Consider the following 16,967-nt stretch of genomic DNA (forward strand, 5'->3'; position numbering starts at 1 on the left):
CGGTGCTTGCAATACTCACGTACTAGATGCGCCGCGCGTGCTCCGCTCCGCCACAGATCGCCTCCCTTCGCTCGCGACGGATCGTAAATCAGATTCCTAATGATCCACGCCGTCCCGGCCCACACCGGGAGGGCCAACATCATGACAGCCGATGGCAACAGAAAATGCACGCCGCCGACCCGGTTCAGCTGGGACGATACACCTGAGCGCCCTGCGCCAGGAACTCCGCTGACTTCTCCGCCATGCCGGCGTCCAGCGCCGCGGTTTCGTCGACGCCGTGTTCGGCTGCGTAGTCACGTACGTCCTGGGTGATCTTCATCGAACAGAAATGCGGGCCGCACATCGAGCAGAAATGCGCCACCTTGTGCGCATCCTTGGGCAGGGTTTCGTCGTGGAATTCCTGGGCTTTTTCAGGGTCCAGGCCCAGATGGAACTGGTCTTCCCAACGGAACTCGAAGCGCGCCTTGGATAGTGCGTTATCGCGCACCTGCGCGCCCGGATGGCCCTTGGCCAGGTCGGCCGCATGCGCGGCGATCTTGTAGGCCATGATGCCGTCGCGCACGTCCTGCCGATTGGGCAGGCCCAGGTGCTCCTTGGGCGTGACGTAGCACAGCATCGCCGTGCCGAACCAGCCGATCATGGCAGCGCCAATCGCACTGGTGATGTGGTCATAGCCTGGCGCGATGTCGGTGGTCAGCGGCCCCAAGGTATAGAACGGCGCCTCGCCGCATTCGCGCAGCTGCTTGTCCATGTTTTCCTTGATCAGCTGCATCGGCACGTGGCCGGGGCCTTCGATCATGGTTTGCACGTCGTGCTTCCACGCGATCTTGGTCAACTCGCCCAATGTCTCCAATTCGCCGAACTGAGCAGCGTCGTTGGCATCGGCGATACAGCCGGGGCGCAGACCATCACCCAGCGAGAAGGCCACGTCATAGGCCTTCATGATTTCGCAGATGTCCTCAAAGTGGGTATAGAGGAAGTTTTCCTTGTGATGCGCCAGGCACCACTTCGCCAGGATCGAGCCGCCTCGAGAAACGATGCCGGTGACGCGCTTGGCCGTCAGCGGCACATAGCGCAGCAGCACGCCCGCGTGAATGGTGAAGTAATCCACGCCCTGTTCGGCTTGTTCGATCAAGGTGTCGCGGAAGATTTCCCAGGTCAGTTCCTCAGCGCGGCCATCGACCTTTTCCAGCGCCTGATAGATCGGCACGGTGCCGATCGGCACCGGCGAATTGCGGATGATCCACTCGCGGGTCTCATGGATGTGCTTGCCGGTGGAAAGATCCATCACGGTGTCGCCGCCCCAACGGATCGACCACACCAGCTTCTCCACTTCTTCGGCGATACCGGAGGACACTGCGCTGTTGCCGATGTTGGCGTTGATCTTGGTCAGGAAGTTGCGGCCGATGATCATCGGCTCGCTTTCGGGATGGTTGATGTTGTTCGGCAGGATGGCGCGCCCGCGTGCGATCTCGTCGCGGACGAATTCCGGCGTGATGATGTTCTGGATGCTGGCACCGAAGCTTTCGCCCGGATGCTGCGCCAACAGCAACGCATCGCGCACCGCTTCCAGCCGCTGGTTTTCGCGGATGGCGACGAATTCCATCTCCGGCGTCACGATGCCTTTTTTTGCGTAATGCATCTGGCTGACGTTGGCGCCGGCTTTGGCACGCCGCGGCAGAAGCCGACCCGGAAAGCGCACGGCCGCCAGCTTCGCATTGGTTTCGCGGCCACGGCCGAATTCCGAACTCAATTGGCTCAGCGGCTCGGTATCGCCGCGCTCTTCGATCCAACGGGCGCGCAGCGCCGGCAAGCCGGTGGATAGATCGATCCGGGCATCAGGATCGGTGTAGGGCCCGGACGTATCGTAGACAGTGACCGGAGGATTCTCTTCGCCACCAAAGATGGTTGGCGTCTGACTCTGCACGATCTCGCGCATCGGCACCCGCAGGTCCGGGCGGGAACCTTCAACGAAGATCTTGCGCGAACCGGGAATCGGCCGGGTAACGGATTCGGAAAGCTGCTCGGTTTGCTGCAGCAGGCTGGTGGGGATGGCATTCATGGCGTTCGTCCAAAGGCGGCGGGACGAAGCGGCGGCGCAAGGAGGTCATGTGGAAAGGGCTTCAGCCGGGCGCTTCGCCCTGGGGCGATAGCTCCTTACACATTGTTCCTGCGAAGCTTCCCTACGCCGGTCTTAACCGGATCAGGTTCGAAGGGTCTGTCTCAATCGTGGCGTTAGCCCGATACCCCCGCTTCGGGGAGCATTGAATCATGCTGCCCGGCTGGAGCCAAGCGCTATATACGCTCTTGCCTTGGCGTTCTTCCGCGTTTCGTCCACCCCGCTGGCCGCGAGCCCCGTCCTCATCGACACCCTGCCGCGCCGCAGCAAAGAGATGGAGGGCGAAAAAACTGGCGATCTGCCACATAGCCACCCGGTTTCAGCTCTATTCCAGCGAATAACCCACGCGGAAGCCGCCCCAATGGCGATCACCGACGAAGATAGGAACCGACAGATCGAACATGATCTGGCCGGTATCGCGGCGGTAGATCTGCAGCCGATACGGATCGGTGTGCGCGCCGACGCTGCGGCCGACACGGTCCGAGAATATGCGCTTGGTGCGGTTACCTACCAGATCGGCGGCCGCATCGCTGGTCAATGGCTGGCTGAAGCGCAGATTGTGGGTGGGCACGTAACCGTCCGGATTGGCGCAAATGGCGAACACGATCCAGGGGTGCATCGTGGCAATCTGTTCTTGCACCGGCGGCAGCAGTTCGTCGCAGAGCGTATCGAAAGCCGTGGTGAACTTTGCCGGCACAACGCCGGGGATGGGAACGTACTGGCGCGAAAACAAGGCTTCCTCATCGGTTCGCCCGGCTTCGATCGCCGCTTCCAGCGTCTGTCCGATACGGGCAACCGCGTTCTGCGCCAACTGATACACCCGCGCATGGCGCCGGACGCGCATCGGATCGTCAGGGAGCCGAAACAAGCCGACGCAGTCGTGCAATGTACCGGCGCCTTTTGCCAACGCCTCGCTGCGTTCCGCGACCTGGCCGGCATGCTGCAGGTTGCTGCGGCTCAAGCCCACCACATCTTCCACCGCATGATCGATGGCGGCGATTTCGTCGCCCTGTTTGGTCACCCGTGCCGCGACCGACTGCATCGCCGTACTGGCGCTTGCCAGCAGTTGACCGATGCCGCCGAGAACGTCCTCGGTAGACTGCGCCGCGGAAGCGCTTTCCTCCAGCGCCACGCGCGTCTCTCCAACGATCGAGCGTACGTCGCGCGCGGCCGAAGCGGCGCGTTCGGCCAGCCGCCGAATCTCCACCGCGACTACCGCAAAACCGCGACCTGCTTCTCCCGCTCGCGCTGCTTCGATGCTGGCGTTGATGGACAGGATGTTGGTCTGGAAGGCCACCGAATCGATGACCTCGATCACCTCGCCCGCACGCTCCGAACGCCGTTCGACTTCGCGCATGGCCGTGCCCAGTTCGCGCGCTGCCTCGGCTCCGCGGCGCACACTCGCGTCGGCATTGGCCGCCACCGCAATCACGGTATGCAGCTCCTCGCCGGCGCCTTGCAGTCCTTCCATCAACCGTCGGCTCGCCTGCAGCACCGTTTCCAATGCCGAGAGTTGCGCCTGCGATTGGCGGAGCAGTTCGTCGTTCTCGCTGACCAGATGCGGCACTTCGGCGGCGATCTGCAACGACAACGCCACCGCCTGGCGGATGGCCTCGGCCAGGTTGCCGAAGCCGGCGGACAATCGGCGTTGCAGCGGCGAGACCGGCTGCCCGGCGGGCAGGATCAGTTCGAGATCACAGTTGCTGAGCCGTTCGCCGACATCTTCCAATAGCTGCCGCTCGTTGGCGGCCTCCTGCAAACGCTGGGCCAGCGGATGCACCGGCAATATGCCGCTCGCCTGCGCTTGGCCGGCACTGAGCATGGCTACGTCACGCAGCAATGCCGCGGTTTCCGGGTGCGGCAGCGACAGCATCCAGCCTTCACCGTCGCGTTGGTAGCGCACTCGTCGCGCCGCATCGTCGCCCGGTGCTACCCAGACGCCTTCGTCCGCGCACAGCGCATCGATCGGCAAGCCCCAGACGCAAGCGCTACTGGTCCGCGAACATGCATCCGTCAGTTCCAGCAAGTCGCGCGCGGCGCGATTGGCCGCGGTCAAGGTGCCGGCGGCATCCAGCCGCAATAAGCCGACGGGAGCGTCAGGCAGCCAGCCGAAGGCCACGGCATCTTGGCTCGCCGGATCGATGGCGATGGATAACGACATGGTGTTCCCTCCCGGGACGTCGCTATCGATAGCGGCCGCGTCGGAGCGGAATTGAGCAGCACGGCGACTTGCTGGCCCAGCGGGAGGACACCCGGGCTTTTAGAGGAGGAAGGCGGAAGACTTCCCCGGGTAGAGAGGTTCATTGGCCACCGGTATCATTCTTCCGAATACCGTCTCCGGAGCCTGCCATGACTATCCGCCCCACCCGCGTCATCCTGGTCGCGCTGTCGTTGTCGTTGGCGGCCTGCGGCAAGACGCCCGCACCCGCCGAGCAATCCAGCGATGCACCCGCCACCCGCGTGCAGGCCACTGGAAAGCAAGCCGAAGACCCTGCGAACGTTCCCGCTGACGTTCTGGCAGCGGCAAAGGCCGCTCGTCCGCAGTTGCAGGTGACGGCTGTCGAACATGAGCAACGCGACGGCAACGATTACTACGACGTGGCCGGCCTGCTCGACGGCGCGGAACTGGAATTGGACATCACTCGCGTCGACGGCAAGTGGACCGTGGTCGAGGTTCAGCGCGACATCATTGCCGAACAAGTGCCAGCACCAGTCGCTGCGGTGTTAGCAAGTGCAAATCCCACATTCAAAGCCAATCGCATCATCGAAAGTGATCAAGGCAATGGCATCGTCATCTACGAGTTCTTTGGTCCCGGCGAAAACGACCCGGACACCAAGATCGAGGTCAAAGCCGAGGGCAGCAAAGCCGAGGTGCTGACTTCGGAGTGGGTTCATTGATTCCCTTTTGTAGGAGCGGCGTCCCGCCGCGAGCTCTTCCCGCCAGCTCGCGATAAGAGCGAGGAGCGATTGAAGCCCTTTGTTCATCACATGGACGCGCTGCGGCGCGCGCGCTATCTCGCACACCGAAGGGCTACCGAGGCGCGGAGCGGCGTCCCGCCGCGAGCTCTTCCCGCCAGGTCGCGATAGAAGCGAAGAGCTCGCGGCGAGACGGCGCTCCTACCACCGCAAAGGCGCGCCCACGTGTTTATCTGGAGACGGAGACAATCGGCGTCAAACGCTGTCGAGCATGGCTCGATCGCGCACCGCTCCCTTGTCGGCGCTTGTAGCCAGAAGCGCGTACGCCTTCAATGCCGTAGTGACCTTGCGCGTGCGCGGGTGCGCAGGTTTCCAACCTTTCGTGTCTTGTTCGGCGCGGCGAATCGCGAGTTCTTCTTCCGATACGAGCAAGTTGATCCCACGTTGCGGGATATCGATGCGAATGCGGTCGCCGTCGCGAACCAAACCGATCTCACCGCCAGCCGCCGCTTCCGGCGAGGCATGGCCGATGGATAGACCCGATGTGCCGCCCGAGAAGCGGCCATCGGTCAGCAACGCACACTGCTTGCCCAAGCCTTTGGATTTCAGGTAACTGGTGGGGTACAGCATCTCCTGCATGCCCGGGCCGCCCTTGGGGCCTTCGTAGCGAATCACCACCACGTCACCCGGCTTCACTTCGTCGCCCAGGATGCCCGCCACGGCCGCGTCCTGGCTTTCGTAGACACGTGCCGTGCCTTCGAAGACGTGAATGGATTCATCCACGCCGGCGGTCTTCACCACGCAACCATCGCGCGCGATGTTGCCGTACAGCACCGCCAGCCCGCCTTCCTGCGAGTAGGCATGCGCCACATCGCGAATACAACCTTCGGCGCGGTCGAGATCCAGCGAAGGCCAACGCGTCGATTGGCTGAAAGCGACCTGGCTGGGAATACCGGCGGGTCCAGCCTGGTAGAACACGTGCACATTCTCGTCCTGCGTGCCGGTGACATCCCACTGCGCGATCGCCGTGCCCAACGTCTTTGCATGCACTGTGGCGACATCGGTGTGCAGCAGGCCGCCGCGTGCCAGCTCGCCCAGGATCGCCATGATCCCGCCAGCACGGTGCACGTCTTCGATGTGGTACTTCTGCGTGTTCGGGGCCACCTTGCACAACTGCGGTACACGCCGCGACAACCGGTCGATATCGCGCATGCCGAACGGCACTTCGCCTTCCTGGGCGGCAGCCAGCAGATGCAGGATGGTGTTGGTGGAACCGCCCATGGCGATGTCCAGCGTAATCGCGTTCTCGAACGCTTCGAAGGTAGCGATGCCGCGCGGCAGCGCCGTCGGGTCCTCGGCGCCGTACCAGCGGTGACACAGCTCGACCGCCACGCGTCCGGCGCGCAGGAACAGTTGCTCACGATCCGAATGCGTCGCCACCACCGTGCCGTTACCCGGCAGCGACAGGCCCAGCGCTTCGGTCAGGCAGTTCATTGAGTTGGCGGTGAACATGCCCGAACACGAACCACACGTGGGGCATGCGCTGCGCTCGACCGCCGCGACCATCTCGTCGGTGGCGTTGGGATCGGCCGCCATCACCATCGCATCGATCAGGTCCAGCTTATGGTCGGCCAGCTTGGTCTTGCCGGCCTCCATCGGTCCGCCGGATACGAACACCGTGGGAACGTTGAGCCGCAACGCGGCCATCAACATGCCCGGGGTGATCTTGTCGCAATTGGAGATGCACACCAGCGCGTCCGCGCAGTGCGCGTTCACCATGTACTCCACCGAATCGGCGATGACCTCGCGGCTGGGCAGTGAATACAACATGCCGTCGTGGCCCATCGCGATGCCATCATCCACCGCAATGGTGTCGAACTCCTTGGCTACGCCGCCGACGCGTTCGATTTCACGTGCAACCAATTGCCCCAGATCCTTCAGGTGAACATGGCCCGGAACAAACTGTGTGAACGAGTTGGCGATGGCGATGATGGGCTTGTGGAAATCGCCATCGGTCATGCCGGTGGCGCGCCACAGCGCGCGGGCACCAGCCATGTTGCGCCCGTGGGTAGAGGTCTTGGATCGGTATTCAGGCATGGTCTTCGTGTGGTGTTGCGAGGCATTGCGGGGCCGCGATTCTGCGGGTTTTTCATGGTTGCATTTGCAACCATCACCCAGCAAATAAGCCGGTCGTCAGGACATTACAGAAAATCGATCCGACTTGCTTGACAAGACGCAAACGGGCGTGTTTCTCTTGTCGCATGTTGCAACGCCACACGCTAATGCCCGACGCCGTGAAGACCGCGATGCCCGCGACCTCCATTCTCGTCCTCGTCCTTATTACCTTGCCCACAGGTGCGGGACGAACAGGCGTGTAAGCAGAAAACAACGCCAGATTCGCAAAACCCCGCACCGAAAGATGCGGGGTTTTTTATTGCAGCCGGTTTTTATCCAGCGATCCCTACTAGTTCCATCCAACAACTTCTATCCACCAACTCGCGCTTCCAAGGAACTCCACGTCATGACCACCGCCAATTCTCTCCCGCAACCCAAGATCGCCATCGTCGGCTACGGCAGCCAGGGCCGCGCGCACGCACTGAATCTGCGCGAATCCGGCTTTGATGTCACCGTCGGTCTGCGTCCCGGCGGCCCGACCGAGGCGAAGGCTCAAGCGGACGGTTTCGTGGTGAAGGCACCCGCGGACGCGGTGAAGGATGCCGATCTGGTCGCCGTGCTGACGCCGGACATGGTGCAGAAGAACCTGTATTACGACGTGCTGGCACCCAACATGAAACAGGGCGCCTGTCTGCTGTTCGCACACGGTCTGAACGTGCATTACGGCCTGGTCACACCGCGCGAGGACCTGGATGTGGTACTGGTGGCGCCGAAGGGTCCCGGCGCACTGGTGCGTCGCGAATACGAGATCGGCCGTGGCGTGCCCTGCATCTACGCTATCCAGCAAGACAAGAGCGGTACCGCCGAGCAACTGGCACTGGCTTACGCCGCCGGTCTGGGCGGCGCGCGCGCCAACATCATCAAGACCACCTTCAAGGAAGAAACCGAAACCGATCTGTTCGGCGAACAGGCGGTGTTGTGCGGCGGCGCGTCCTCACTGGTGCAGGCCGGTTTCGAAACGCTGGTGGAAGCCGGCTATCAGCCGGAAATCGCTTACTACGAAGTGCTGCACGAACTGAAGCTGATCGTCGATCTGTTCTATGAAGGCGGCATCACCCGCATGCTGGAGTTCGTATCCGAGACCGCGCAATACGGCGACTACGTCAGCGGCCCGCGCGTGATCGACGCCGGCACCAAGGCGCGCATGAAGGACATCCTGACCGACATCCAGGACGGCACCTTCACCAAGAACTGGGTCGCCGAATACGAAGCCGGCCTGCCGAACTACAAGAAATTCAAGCAGGCCGACCTGGACCACCCGATCGAAGTGGTCGGCAAGAAGCTGCGCGCCAAGATGGTGTGGCTGCAGGCCAATGCCTCGCAGCCGGATGCCGATGACGCCACAGCCAGCGCCCGGGCCGCCGCCGCATGAACGCCGCCGCTGCCACTGCCACGATCCCGTGCAATGGCGCCCGCTGGCTGACCCGCGCCCTGGAAGCCGAGGGCGTGGAGACGCTGTTCGGCTATCCGGGCGGCACCATCATGCCGTTCTACGACGCGCTGGTGGATTCCAAGCTGCGCCACATCCTGGTGCGGCATGAACAGGGCGCCGCGCTGGCGGCGAACGGCTACGCACGAGCCAGCGGCAAGGTCGGTGTGTGCGTGGCCACCTCCGGCCCGGGCGCGTCGAACCTGGTCACCGGCATCGCCGACGCGATGCTGGATTCGGTGCCGATGGTCTGCCTGACCGGACAAGTGGCCACGGGATTGATGGGCACCGATGCGTTCCAGGAATTGGACGTGTTCGGCCTGACGCTGCCCATCGTCAAGCACAGCTTCATCGCACGTCGCGTCGACGATCTGCCGCGGATCGTGAGAGAAGCGTTCCGTATCGCGCGCGAAGGCCGGCCTGGTCCCGTTCTGATCGATCTGCCCAAGGATGTGCAGATGACCGATGCCTCGCATCTGCCCGACCACGTACCTGCATCGATCGACCCGCCGGCGGCACCGGAAGACGTGGCGCTGGCCGAAGCCCTGGCGGCGATCGCCGGTGCTGAAAAGCCGGTGATCTACGGTGGTGGCGGGATCGCGCTGGCAGAGGCGGTGGACGCATTCCGCCAGTTCGTCGACGTTACCCAAATACCCACGGTACTGACGCTGCGCGGCTTGGGCGCCCTGCCCAGCCAGCATCCGCATTACCTGGGCATGCTGGGCATGCATGGCACGCGCGCTGCCAATATGGCGGTACAGGAATCGGATCTGCTGATCGTGGTGGGTGCGAGGTTCGATGATCGCGCTACCGGCAAGCTGGCCGAGTTCGCGCCGTTCGCGCGCGTGCTGCACCTGGATGCCGACGCGTATGAGATATCCAAGCTGAGGAAAGCCGACATCGCGGTTCCCGGCGATGTCGCCATCAGCCTGCGTGCGTTGTCGGCCGCGCGCAGCACTTGCGAAGACTGGCGCAAACGCTGCTACCAGCATCGCGAGAAATTCGGCTTCCGCTATGACGCGCCGGGCAGCGACATCTATGCGCCGGGTTTGCTGAAGCGTCTGAGTGAAGTAGCGCCAGCCGATGCCATCATCGCCTGTGACGTCGGCCAGCATCAGATGTGGGTGGCGCAGCACTGCAAGTTCGAGCATCCACGCAATCACTTGACCAGCGGCGCGCTGGGCACGATGGGTTTCGGTCTGCCGGCGGCGATGGGCGCGCAGTTCGCGTGTCCCGATCGCACCGTCGTACTGGTCAGTGGCGACGGCAGTTTCATGATGAACGTGCAGGAGCTGACCACCATCGCCCGCTGCAAGCTGCCGGTGAAGATCGTGCTGTTGGACAACAGCGCATTGGGCATGGTGCGCCAATGGCAGGAACTGTTCTTTGCCGAGCGCTACAGCGAGATCGACCTGTCGGACAACCCTGACTTCGCCGCGTTGGCGCAGGTGTTCGGCATACCGGCGCGCAGGATCGATCTGCGCAGCCAGGTGGAAGATGGATTGAAGGAACTGTTGGCGCAGCCAGGTCCCGCATTGCTGCATGTGGCCATCGACATCAAGGCCAACGTCTGGCCGCTGGTGCCGCCCAATCACGCCAACAGCTCGATGCTGGACTCCAACCCCGCCAAACCCAACCCGGAGCCGACGACTCATGCGATACCGGCTTGACCTGGTGTTGAAGCCAGCCGAAGGCGCGTTGACGCGCGTGATCGGCATGGCCGAACGCCGCGGCTTCACTCCGCAGGCAATCAGCGGCGAACCCGCCGCCGCGGACGGTCGTTGGCGCTTGCAATTAGTGGTGGACGGCAACCGTCCCGCCGAAACCCTGCGCCTGCAGATGCAGAAGATCTATGACTGCGAGTCGGTTGAGATCACGGTGGTGGAGATGGTGGAGGCTGTGCTGTGATGGTGTACAGAAGCGGGAATCGGGAATCGGGAATCGGGAATGGAAATTTCCGAGTTGCTGATGGGCTGCGTGCCCGTCCAGCTGCACACGAAGCGTCGTTTGCCGCTTCCACTGTCCGGAGGCGTCTTCTCCCACCGTCATCAGCACGCTTCCATTCCCCATTCCCCATTCTCCATTCCCGGCACCCAAGTGCCTGACAGCCAAGCCCCCGCCAGCAACGACCCGGACGTCGGCGACGTCGTCGTCACCGTGGGTGATGTGCTGGCGGCGCAAGCGCGTCTGCGGCGTTATCTGCCGCCTACGCCGCTGCACCACGCTGAGCGTTTTGGTGTGATGCTGAAGCTGGAAAACCTGCAGCGCACCGGTTCGTACAAAGTACGCGGCGCTTTGAATGCACTGCTGGCGGGACGTGAACGTGGCGACCGGCGCCCGGTGATCGCTGCTTCCGCCGGCAACCATGCACAAGGGTTGGCCTGGGCGGCGTATCGTCTGGGCGTGCAGGCAATCACGGTGATGCCGCATGGCGCACCGGAAACCAAGATCGCCGGTGTGGCGCACTGGGGTGCGACCGTGCGTCAGCATGGCAACAGCTATGACGAAGCGTTCTTGTTCGCCAAAGAGCTGGCCGAACAAAATGGCTATCGGTTCCTGTCCGCGTTCGACGACCCGGATGTGATCGCCGGCCAAGGCACTGTCGGCATCGAGATCGCACCGTATGCACCGGACGTGGTCATCGTTCCCATCGGCGGCGGCGGTTTGGCTTCTGGTGTCGCCTTGGCGCTGAAATCACAGGGCGTGCGTGTTGTCGGTGCGCAGGTGGAAGGCGTGGACTCGATGGTGCGCGCGCTGAAGGGCGATACCGCACCGAAGGATCCTGTGGCCTCGCTGGCCGATGGTGTGCGCGTCAAGGTTCCCGGCTTCATCACGCGTCGCCTGTGCGCCAATTTCCTGGACGACATCGTCATCGTCCGCGAAGCCGAGTTGCGCGAGACATTGGTGCGTCTGGCACTGGAAGAACATGTCATTGCCGAAGGTGCCGGCGCGCTGGCGCTGGCCGCCGGACGCCGCGTCGCCGGACGCCGCAAATGCGCGGTGGTCTCCGGCGGTAATATTGATGCGGCCGTTCTGGCGCGCTTGCTGTCGGAAGTTCGTCCACGCCCGCCGCGCAAACCCCGTCGGCGTACCGCGGAAGGGGAACCTTCGCTTACCCCTGCGCCCGCAGCTGCCCTTTCCCTATCCCCCATCCCCGCAGCACCGTCGAAGGCCCGTCGCCTCTCCGTCGCAGTAGCAGCAGTAGAAGAGGAATCTACCTGGTGAATACATCATCGCAAACACCCAATCCCGCCCACGTCCGTATCTTCGATACCACGCTGCGTGACGGTGAACAGTCTCCCGGATGCAGCATGCAGCCGTCGCAAAAGCTGGTGATGGCACGCACCCTGGCCGAGCTCGGCGTGGATGTCATCGAGACGGGTTTTCCCGCCAGTTCGCAGTCAGACCGCGAAGCTGCCGACCTGATCGGCAAGGAGCTGCGCGATACCACGTTGTGCGTGTTGTCGCGCTGCCGCGAGAACGACATCCAGGTGTCCGCACGCGCGCTGGAAGGCACGGCCAAGCCGCGCATCCATCTATTCCTGTCCACCAGTCCGCTGCACCGGGAACACAAGCTGCGCATGAGCAAGCAGCAGGTGCTGGACTCGGTGATCAAGAATGTCGCTTACGCGCGCACCTTCGCCGACGACGTCGAGTTCTCCGCCGAAGACGCGCTGCGTACCGAAGAGGATTTCCTGGCTGAGGTCATCGCCGCGGCCATCGCGGCGGGCGCAGGCACCATCAATCTTCCGGATACCGTTGGCTACACCACGCCAAACGAAATCCGCGGCTTGTTCCAACGCATGATTGCTACTGTGCCTGGGGCCAAGAACGTGGTGTTCAGCGCGCACTGCCACAATGATCTGGGCCTGGCGGTCGCCAATTCACTGGCCGCCATCGAAGGCGGCGCGCGGCAAGTGGAATGCGCGGTCAACGGCATTGGCGAACGTGCCGGCAACTGCGCGCTGGAAGAAGTGGTCATGGCGTTGAAGGTACGCGGCGCTTTCTTCGATGCGGATACCCGCATCGACACCCAGCGCATCGTCTACACCTCGCAGCTGCTGTCTCGACTGGTCGGCATGCCGGTCCAACGCAACAAAGCCGTGGTCGGCGCCAACGCCTTCGCACACGAAGCGGGCATTCACCAGCACGGCATGCTGCGTCACCGCGGGACGTACGAAATCATGCGTCCGGAAGACGTGGGCTGGCCGTCTTCGCAGATGGTGCTGGGCCGCCACAGCGGTCGCGCCGCGGTCGAGCAGCGTCTGCGTGCGCTGGGTTACCTGCTGGAAGAATCGGAACTGGATCTGGTCTTCGCCGATTTCAAGGCGCTGTGCGAACGCCAACGCGTGGTGGAAGACGCCGACCTGCAGGCGATGATGCAGGACGGCGCCAGCACCGAAGGTTATCGCCTGGCCTCGATGACCGTCAGCGATGTGGGTCACCGTGCCAGCGCGCAGGTCGAGCTATCGGCGCCGGACGGCGAGCGCGTCGCCGAGTCAGCCGAGGGCGACGGCCCTGTCGATGCACTGTTCGCCGCACTGTCTTCGGCAACCGGCGTGGACCTGAAGCTGGAGAGCTACCAGGTGCACAGTGTCGGCCTGGGCGCGGATGCGCGTGGCGAAGCCAACCTCAGTGTTCGCTACGAGGACCAGGAATACGAAGGCACCGGCACCAGTCCGGACATCATCGAAGCCAGCGCCTTGGCTTGGCTGGATGTCGCCAACCGTCTGCTGCGTCAGCGTCGCGCTGCACAGCAAGAGATGGCAGCAGCGTAAGAAGAATCAGGAACCGCCTCGACTATGCAAAGCACCACCGGAAACCACGCATGACCATCGCACCACGTACTCTGTTCGACAAACTGTGGGACGCCCACGTCGTCACGCCCGAAAGCGACGTCGCGCCCGCAGTGCTGTACATCGACCTGCACCTGATTCACGAGGTCACTTCGCCGCAAGCCTTCACCGAGCTCGCCTCGCGCGGACTGAAGCCACGTCGTCCCGATCTGACCAAGGCGACGATGGACCATTCCACCCCGACGCTGCCGGCCGGCGCCGACGGCAAGCTGCCGTACTACACGAAAGCGTCGGAAGCCCAGGTGGATATGCTGGCGCGCAATTGCGTCGAATACGGCATCGAACTGTTCGACCTGGGTTCGGCCCATCGCGGCATCGTCCACGTCATCGCACCGGAACTGGGTTTCACCCAGCCTGGCATGACGATCGTTTGCGGCGACAGCCACACCTCCACGCATGGCGCGTTCGGCGCGCTGGCGTTCGGTATCGGCACCAGCGAAGTCGGCCACGTGCTGGCCACGCAATGCCTGCTGCAGCGCAAGGCCAAGACCATGTCGATCACCGTCGACGGCGAGCTGTCGCCCGGCGTCGGCGCCAAGGACGTCATCTTGCACATCATCGGCGTGATCGGCGTCAACGGCGGCACCGGCCATGTCATCGAATATCGTGGTTCGACCATCCGCGCGATGGACATGGAACAGCGCATGACCCTGTGCAACATGTCCATCGAAGCTGGCGCCCGCGCCGGCATGGTGGCGCCGGACGACACCACGTTCGCCTGGCTGGCCAACGCGCCGCGCGCGCCGAAGGGTGAAGCATTCGAAGCCGCCAAGGCACGCTGGTCGCAGCTGCACAGCGACGATGGTGCGCACTTCGATGTGGAAGTCCGGATCGATGCGCGCGACATTCGCCCGACGCTGACCTGGGGCACGCATCCCGGCACTGCCATCGCAGTGGATAAACCCATTCCGGCCGCGAACGACGCCGCTGCGCAGAAATCGCTCGACTACATGGCATTCGAATCCGGCCATGCGTTGGCGGGCACGCCGGTGGATGTGGTGTTCGTGGGCTCTTGCACCAACGGCCGCTTGAGCGACATGCGCGAGGTCGCGTCGGTGCTGAACGGGCGCAAGGTCGATGCGCGCGTACGCATGCTGGTGGTGCCCGGCTCCGAGCAGGTCAAGCGTCAGGCCGAAGCCGAAGGCATCGATGTGATCGTGCGTGCCGCCGGTGCGGAATGGCGCGAACCCGGCTGCTCGATGTGCATCGCGATGAATGGCGATCTGGTGGCGCCCGGCCAACTGGCGGTCAGCACCAGCAATCGTAACTTCGAAGGTCGCCAAGGGCCTGGTTCGCGCACGCTGCTGGCTTCGCCTTTGACGGCAGCCTGGGCAGCGGTGAATGGCCGGGTCAGCGACCCGCGCGAACTGTTCGTCGGCCAGAAGGAGGTAGCGTGATGTCCGGCTTCAAGGCACTGAAATCGAAGAGCGTGGTCCTGCGCGAAACCAACATCGACACCGACCAGATCATTCCCGCGCGCTTCCTGTCCACCACTGAGCGCACCGGCTTGGGCAAGCACGCCTTCAACGATTGGCGCTGGCAGGCCGATGGTTCGCCCAATCCCAGTTTTCCGTTCAACCAGCCCGAGAATGCCGGCCGCAACATCCTGTTGGCCGGCCGAAACTTCGGCTGCGGTTCCTCGCGCGAACACGCGCCCTGGGCGCTCACGGATCTTGGCCTACGCGCGGTGATCAGCAGCGAAATCGCCGACATCTTCCGCAACAACAGCCTGAAGAACGGACTGCTGCCGATCGTGCTGGAAGAGGAGATCGTGCAATCGCTGATGGCGCGGCCCGACGACGAACTGGTCGTCGATATCGCGACACGTGAATTGCGTGCTCCTGACGGCTCCGTATTTACTTTCCCGCTGGATTCCTTTGCTCAGACCTGCCTGATCGAAGGGGTCGATGAAATGGGCTATCTGCTGGCCCGCCATTCCGACATCGCAACCTATGAGGCAACCCGCTATGCACGCTGAGATCGCCGTTCTGCCGGGCGACGGCATCGGCCCCGAAGTCGTCGCTGCAGCGCTTTCGGTACTACGTACCGTCGCGCGCCGTTATGGCCACACTTTCCAGTTCGGTGAATACGACATCGGCGGCATCGCCATCGACAAAACCGGCGAACCACTGCCCGCGGCGACACTGGAGGCTTGCCGTAAGGCCGATGCAGTATTGCTAGGTGCGGTAGGCGGCCCTAAGTGGTCCGACCCCAACGCCAAGGTCCGACCGGAACAAGGTTTGCTGGCGCTGCGTAAAGGACTTGGCCTGTTCGCCAATCTGCGGCCGGTACGTCCGCATGCCGCCGCCTTGAACGCGTCGCCGATCAAGCCGCATCTGCTCACCGGCGTGGACATCATGGTGGTGCGCGAGCTGACCGGCGGTATTTACTTTGGTGAGAAAACCCGAAGCGCGGAAAGCGCCAGCGACCTGTGCACCTACAGCACGGCCGAGATCGAGCGCGTGGTGCGCAGTGCCTTCAAGCTTGCACGGCAGCGCCGTGGCTATCTGGTATCAGTCGACAAGGCGAATGTCTTGGAAACCTCTCGCCTGTGGCGCGATGTGACCGCTCGAATCGGTCGCGAAGAGTTCGCCGATGTAAAGCTTGAGCACGTGCTGGTCGATGCCATGGCGATGCACTTGCTGTCCAAGCCGCGCGAGTACGATGTGATCGTCACCGAGAACATGTTCGGCGACATCCTGACCGACGAGGCATCGATGCTGGCCGGTTCGTTAGGGCTACTGCCTTCGGCGTCATTGGGCGATGGCAAGATCGGCCTGTATGAGCCTATCCACGGTTCCGCACCGGACATCGCCGGCAAGGGCATCGCCAATCCTTATGCCACCATCCTGAGCTGCGCCATGCTGCTGCGCCATTCTCTGGGGCTGTACGACGAAGCCGACTGCCTGGAACGCGCCGTCGATGGCGCGCTGAATGCCCAGGCTTTCACCGCTGATCTGGCGCCGAACGGCCGCGGCATTTCCACCAGCGCCGCCGCACAAGCCGTCATCGAACAGATGCAGGCGCATTGTTATGTGGCGGAGTTGCGGGACTGACAGGTTGCAGGGCGTAATCCGCGCCACGGATTCCGCCGCAAAAAGCCGGCCCCCCCACGTAGAGCGGAGCTTGCTCCGCTGCTCTTCGCGAAACACTCGTGGATGGTGGCTTGATGGACAGAGCAGCGGAGCAAGCTCCGCTCTACGACCAACCGCCGACCATCAACTGCCGCGTCCTTCCGTAGAGCCGAGCTTGCTCGGCTGCTCTTCGCGAAACACTCATGGACGGTGGCCTGGTGGAGAAAAGCAGCGGAGCAAGCTCCGCTCTACGAGACGCCATCAAGCATCAACCGACCCGTTGTAGAGCCGAGCTTGCTCGGCTGCTCTCCGCGAAACACTCATGGATGGTGGCCTGGTGGAGAAAAGCAGCGGAGCAAGCTCCGCTCTACGACAAACCGCCGACCATCAACCGCCGC

The 16,967-nt window shown here is 63.3% G+C and carries 12 protein-coding genes and 1 riboswitch; of the genes, 9 read left to right on the forward strand and 3 right to left on the reverse strand.

Features of this window, described 5'->3' with window-relative positions; translation table 11 throughout:
• Positions 1-184: 184 nt before the first annotated feature.
• Together thiC and AADW18_RS17315 are read right to left on the reverse strand one after the other, a co-directional pair.
• Positions 185-2,062, reverse strand: a complete 1,878-nt coding sequence (gene thiC / locus AADW18_RS17310) for a phosphomethylpyrimidine synthase ThiC (RefSeq protein WP_337344649.1) — start codon at positions 2,060-2,062, stop codon at positions 185-187.
• Between the two features lie 100 nt (positions 2,063-2,162).
• Positions 2,163-2,261, reverse strand: a riboswitch (TPP riboswitch).
• A gap of 183 nt (positions 2,262-2,444) precedes the next feature.
• A complete protein-coding gene (locus AADW18_RS17315; protein ID WP_337344650.1) occupies positions 2,445-4,280 on the reverse strand; it encodes a methyl-accepting chemotaxis protein in 1,836 nt (611 codons plus the stop codon).
• A gap of 188 nt (positions 4,281-4,468) precedes the next feature.
• On the opposite strand from AADW18_RS17315, the gene AADW18_RS17320 reads away from it, so the two are divergent.
• Positions 4,469-5,017 (forward strand): hypothetical protein, encoded by a 549-nt coding sequence (locus AADW18_RS17320; RefSeq protein WP_337344651.1) that lies wholly within the window; start codon positions 4,469-4,471, stop codon positions 5,015-5,017.
• A gap of 273 nt (positions 5,018-5,290) precedes the next feature.
• On the opposite strand, the gene ilvD is transcribed toward AADW18_RS17320, so the two are convergent.
• Positions 5,291-7,132 carry a dihydroxy-acid dehydratase gene (gene ilvD / locus AADW18_RS17325; protein WP_337344652.1) on the reverse strand — a complete coding sequence of 614 codons (1,842 nt, stop codon included), beginning with the start codon at positions 7,130-7,132 and terminating at the stop codon, positions 5,291-5,293.
• Positions 7,133-7,556: 424 nt separating this feature from the next.
• Here ilvD and ilvC point away from each other — a divergent pair, with 424 nt between their 5' ends.
• From ilvC to leuB, 8 genes are all read left to right on the forward strand, one after another.
• Entirely contained in the window at positions 7,557-8,582 is a 1,026-nt protein-coding gene (ilvC, locus tag AADW18_RS17330; RefSeq protein ID WP_337344653.1) for a ketol-acid reductoisomerase, read from the forward strand.
• Positions 8,579-10,309: an acetolactate synthase 2 catalytic subunit gene (gene ilvG / locus AADW18_RS17335; RefSeq protein ID WP_337344654.1), complete on the forward strand. Its 1,731-nt coding sequence runs from the start codon at positions 8,579-8,581 to the stop codon at positions 10,307-10,309. Before ilvC ends, ilvG begins: the two co-directional genes overlap by 4 nt.
• Positions 10,293-10,547 carry an ACT domain-containing protein gene (locus tag AADW18_RS17340; RefSeq protein ID WP_337344655.1) on the forward strand — a complete coding sequence of 85 codons (255 nt, stop codon included), beginning with the start codon at positions 10,293-10,295 and terminating at the stop codon, positions 10,545-10,547. Before ilvG ends, AADW18_RS17340 begins: the two co-directional genes overlap by 17 nt.
• A gap of 189 nt (positions 10,548-10,736) precedes the next feature.
• Complete coding sequence (locus AADW18_RS17345; protein WP_337344755.1) at positions 10,737-11,864, forward strand: threonine dehydratase; 1,128 nt, start codon at positions 10,737-10,739, stop codon at positions 11,862-11,864.
• On the forward strand, positions 11,861-13,417 hold the full coding sequence (locus AADW18_RS17350; protein ID WP_337344656.1) for a 2-isopropylmalate synthase: 1,557 nt from the start codon (positions 11,861-11,863) through the stop codon (positions 13,415-13,417). Before AADW18_RS17345 ends, AADW18_RS17350 begins: the two co-directional genes overlap by 4 nt.
• Before the next feature lie 50 nt (positions 13,418-13,467).
• Positions 13,468-14,892 carry a 3-isopropylmalate dehydratase large subunit gene (gene leuC / locus AADW18_RS17355; protein WP_337344657.1) on the forward strand — a complete coding sequence of 475 codons (1,425 nt, stop codon included), beginning with the start codon at positions 13,468-13,470 and terminating at the stop codon, positions 14,890-14,892.
• Positions 14,892-15,473 (forward strand): 3-isopropylmalate dehydratase small subunit, encoded by a 582-nt coding sequence (gene leuD, locus AADW18_RS17360; RefSeq protein ID WP_337344658.1) that lies wholly within the window; start codon positions 14,892-14,894, stop codon positions 15,471-15,473. The genes leuC and leuD overlap by 1 nt, the downstream gene beginning before the upstream one ends.
• Positions 15,463-16,551 carry a 3-isopropylmalate dehydrogenase gene (leuB, locus tag AADW18_RS17365; RefSeq protein ID WP_337344659.1) on the forward strand — a complete coding sequence of 363 codons (1,089 nt, stop codon included), beginning with the start codon at positions 15,463-15,465 and terminating at the stop codon, positions 16,549-16,551. Before leuD ends, leuB begins: the two co-directional genes overlap by 11 nt.
• The last annotated feature ends 416 nt before the right edge of the window (positions 16,552-16,967 follow it).

Origin of the sequence: Pseudoxanthomonas sp. CCNWLY206-1 (assembly GCF_039710385.1) — a bacterium.
Taxonomy (GTDB): Bacteria; Pseudomonadota; Gammaproteobacteria; order Xanthomonadales; family Xanthomonadaceae; genus Pseudoxanthomonas_A.

Bases quoted from the DNA above. Each gene is read 5' to 3' on its own strand.
- ilvC (WP_337344653.1), top strand. From the start codon at position 7,557: ATGACCACCGCCAATTCTCTCCCGCAACCCAAGATCGCCATCGTCGGC.
- thiC (WP_337344649.1), bottom strand. From the start codon at position 2,062: ATGAATGCCATCCCCACCAGCCTGCTGCAGCAAACCGAGCAGCTTTCC.
- ilvG (WP_337344654.1), top strand. From the start codon at position 8,579: ATGAACGCCGCCGCTGCCACTGCCACGATCCCGTGCAATGGCGCCCGC.
- leuD (WP_337344658.1), top strand. From the start codon at position 14,892: ATGTCCGGCTTCAAGGCACTGAAATCGAAGAGCGTGGTCCTGCGCGAA.
- leuC (WP_337344657.1), top strand. From the start codon at position 13,468: ATGACCATCGCACCACGTACTCTGTTCGACAAACTGTGGGACGCCCAC.
- AADW18_RS17320 (WP_337344651.1), top strand. From the start codon at position 4,469: ATGACTATCCGCCCCACCCGCGTCATCCTGGTCGCGCTGTCGTTGTCG.
- AADW18_RS17340 (WP_337344655.1), top strand. From the start codon at position 10,293: ATGCGATACCGGCTTGACCTGGTGTTGAAGCCAGCCGAAGGCGCGTTG.
- AADW18_RS17315 (WP_337344650.1), bottom strand. From the start codon at position 4,280: ATGTCGTTATCCATCGCCATCGATCCGGCGAGCCAAGATGCCGTGGCC.
- leuB (WP_337344659.1), top strand. From the start codon at position 15,463: ATGCACGCTGAGATCGCCGTTCTGCCGGGCGACGGCATCGGCCCCGAA.
- ilvD (WP_337344652.1), bottom strand. From the start codon at position 7,132: ATGCCTGAATACCGATCCAAGACCTCTACCCACGGGCGCAACATGGCT.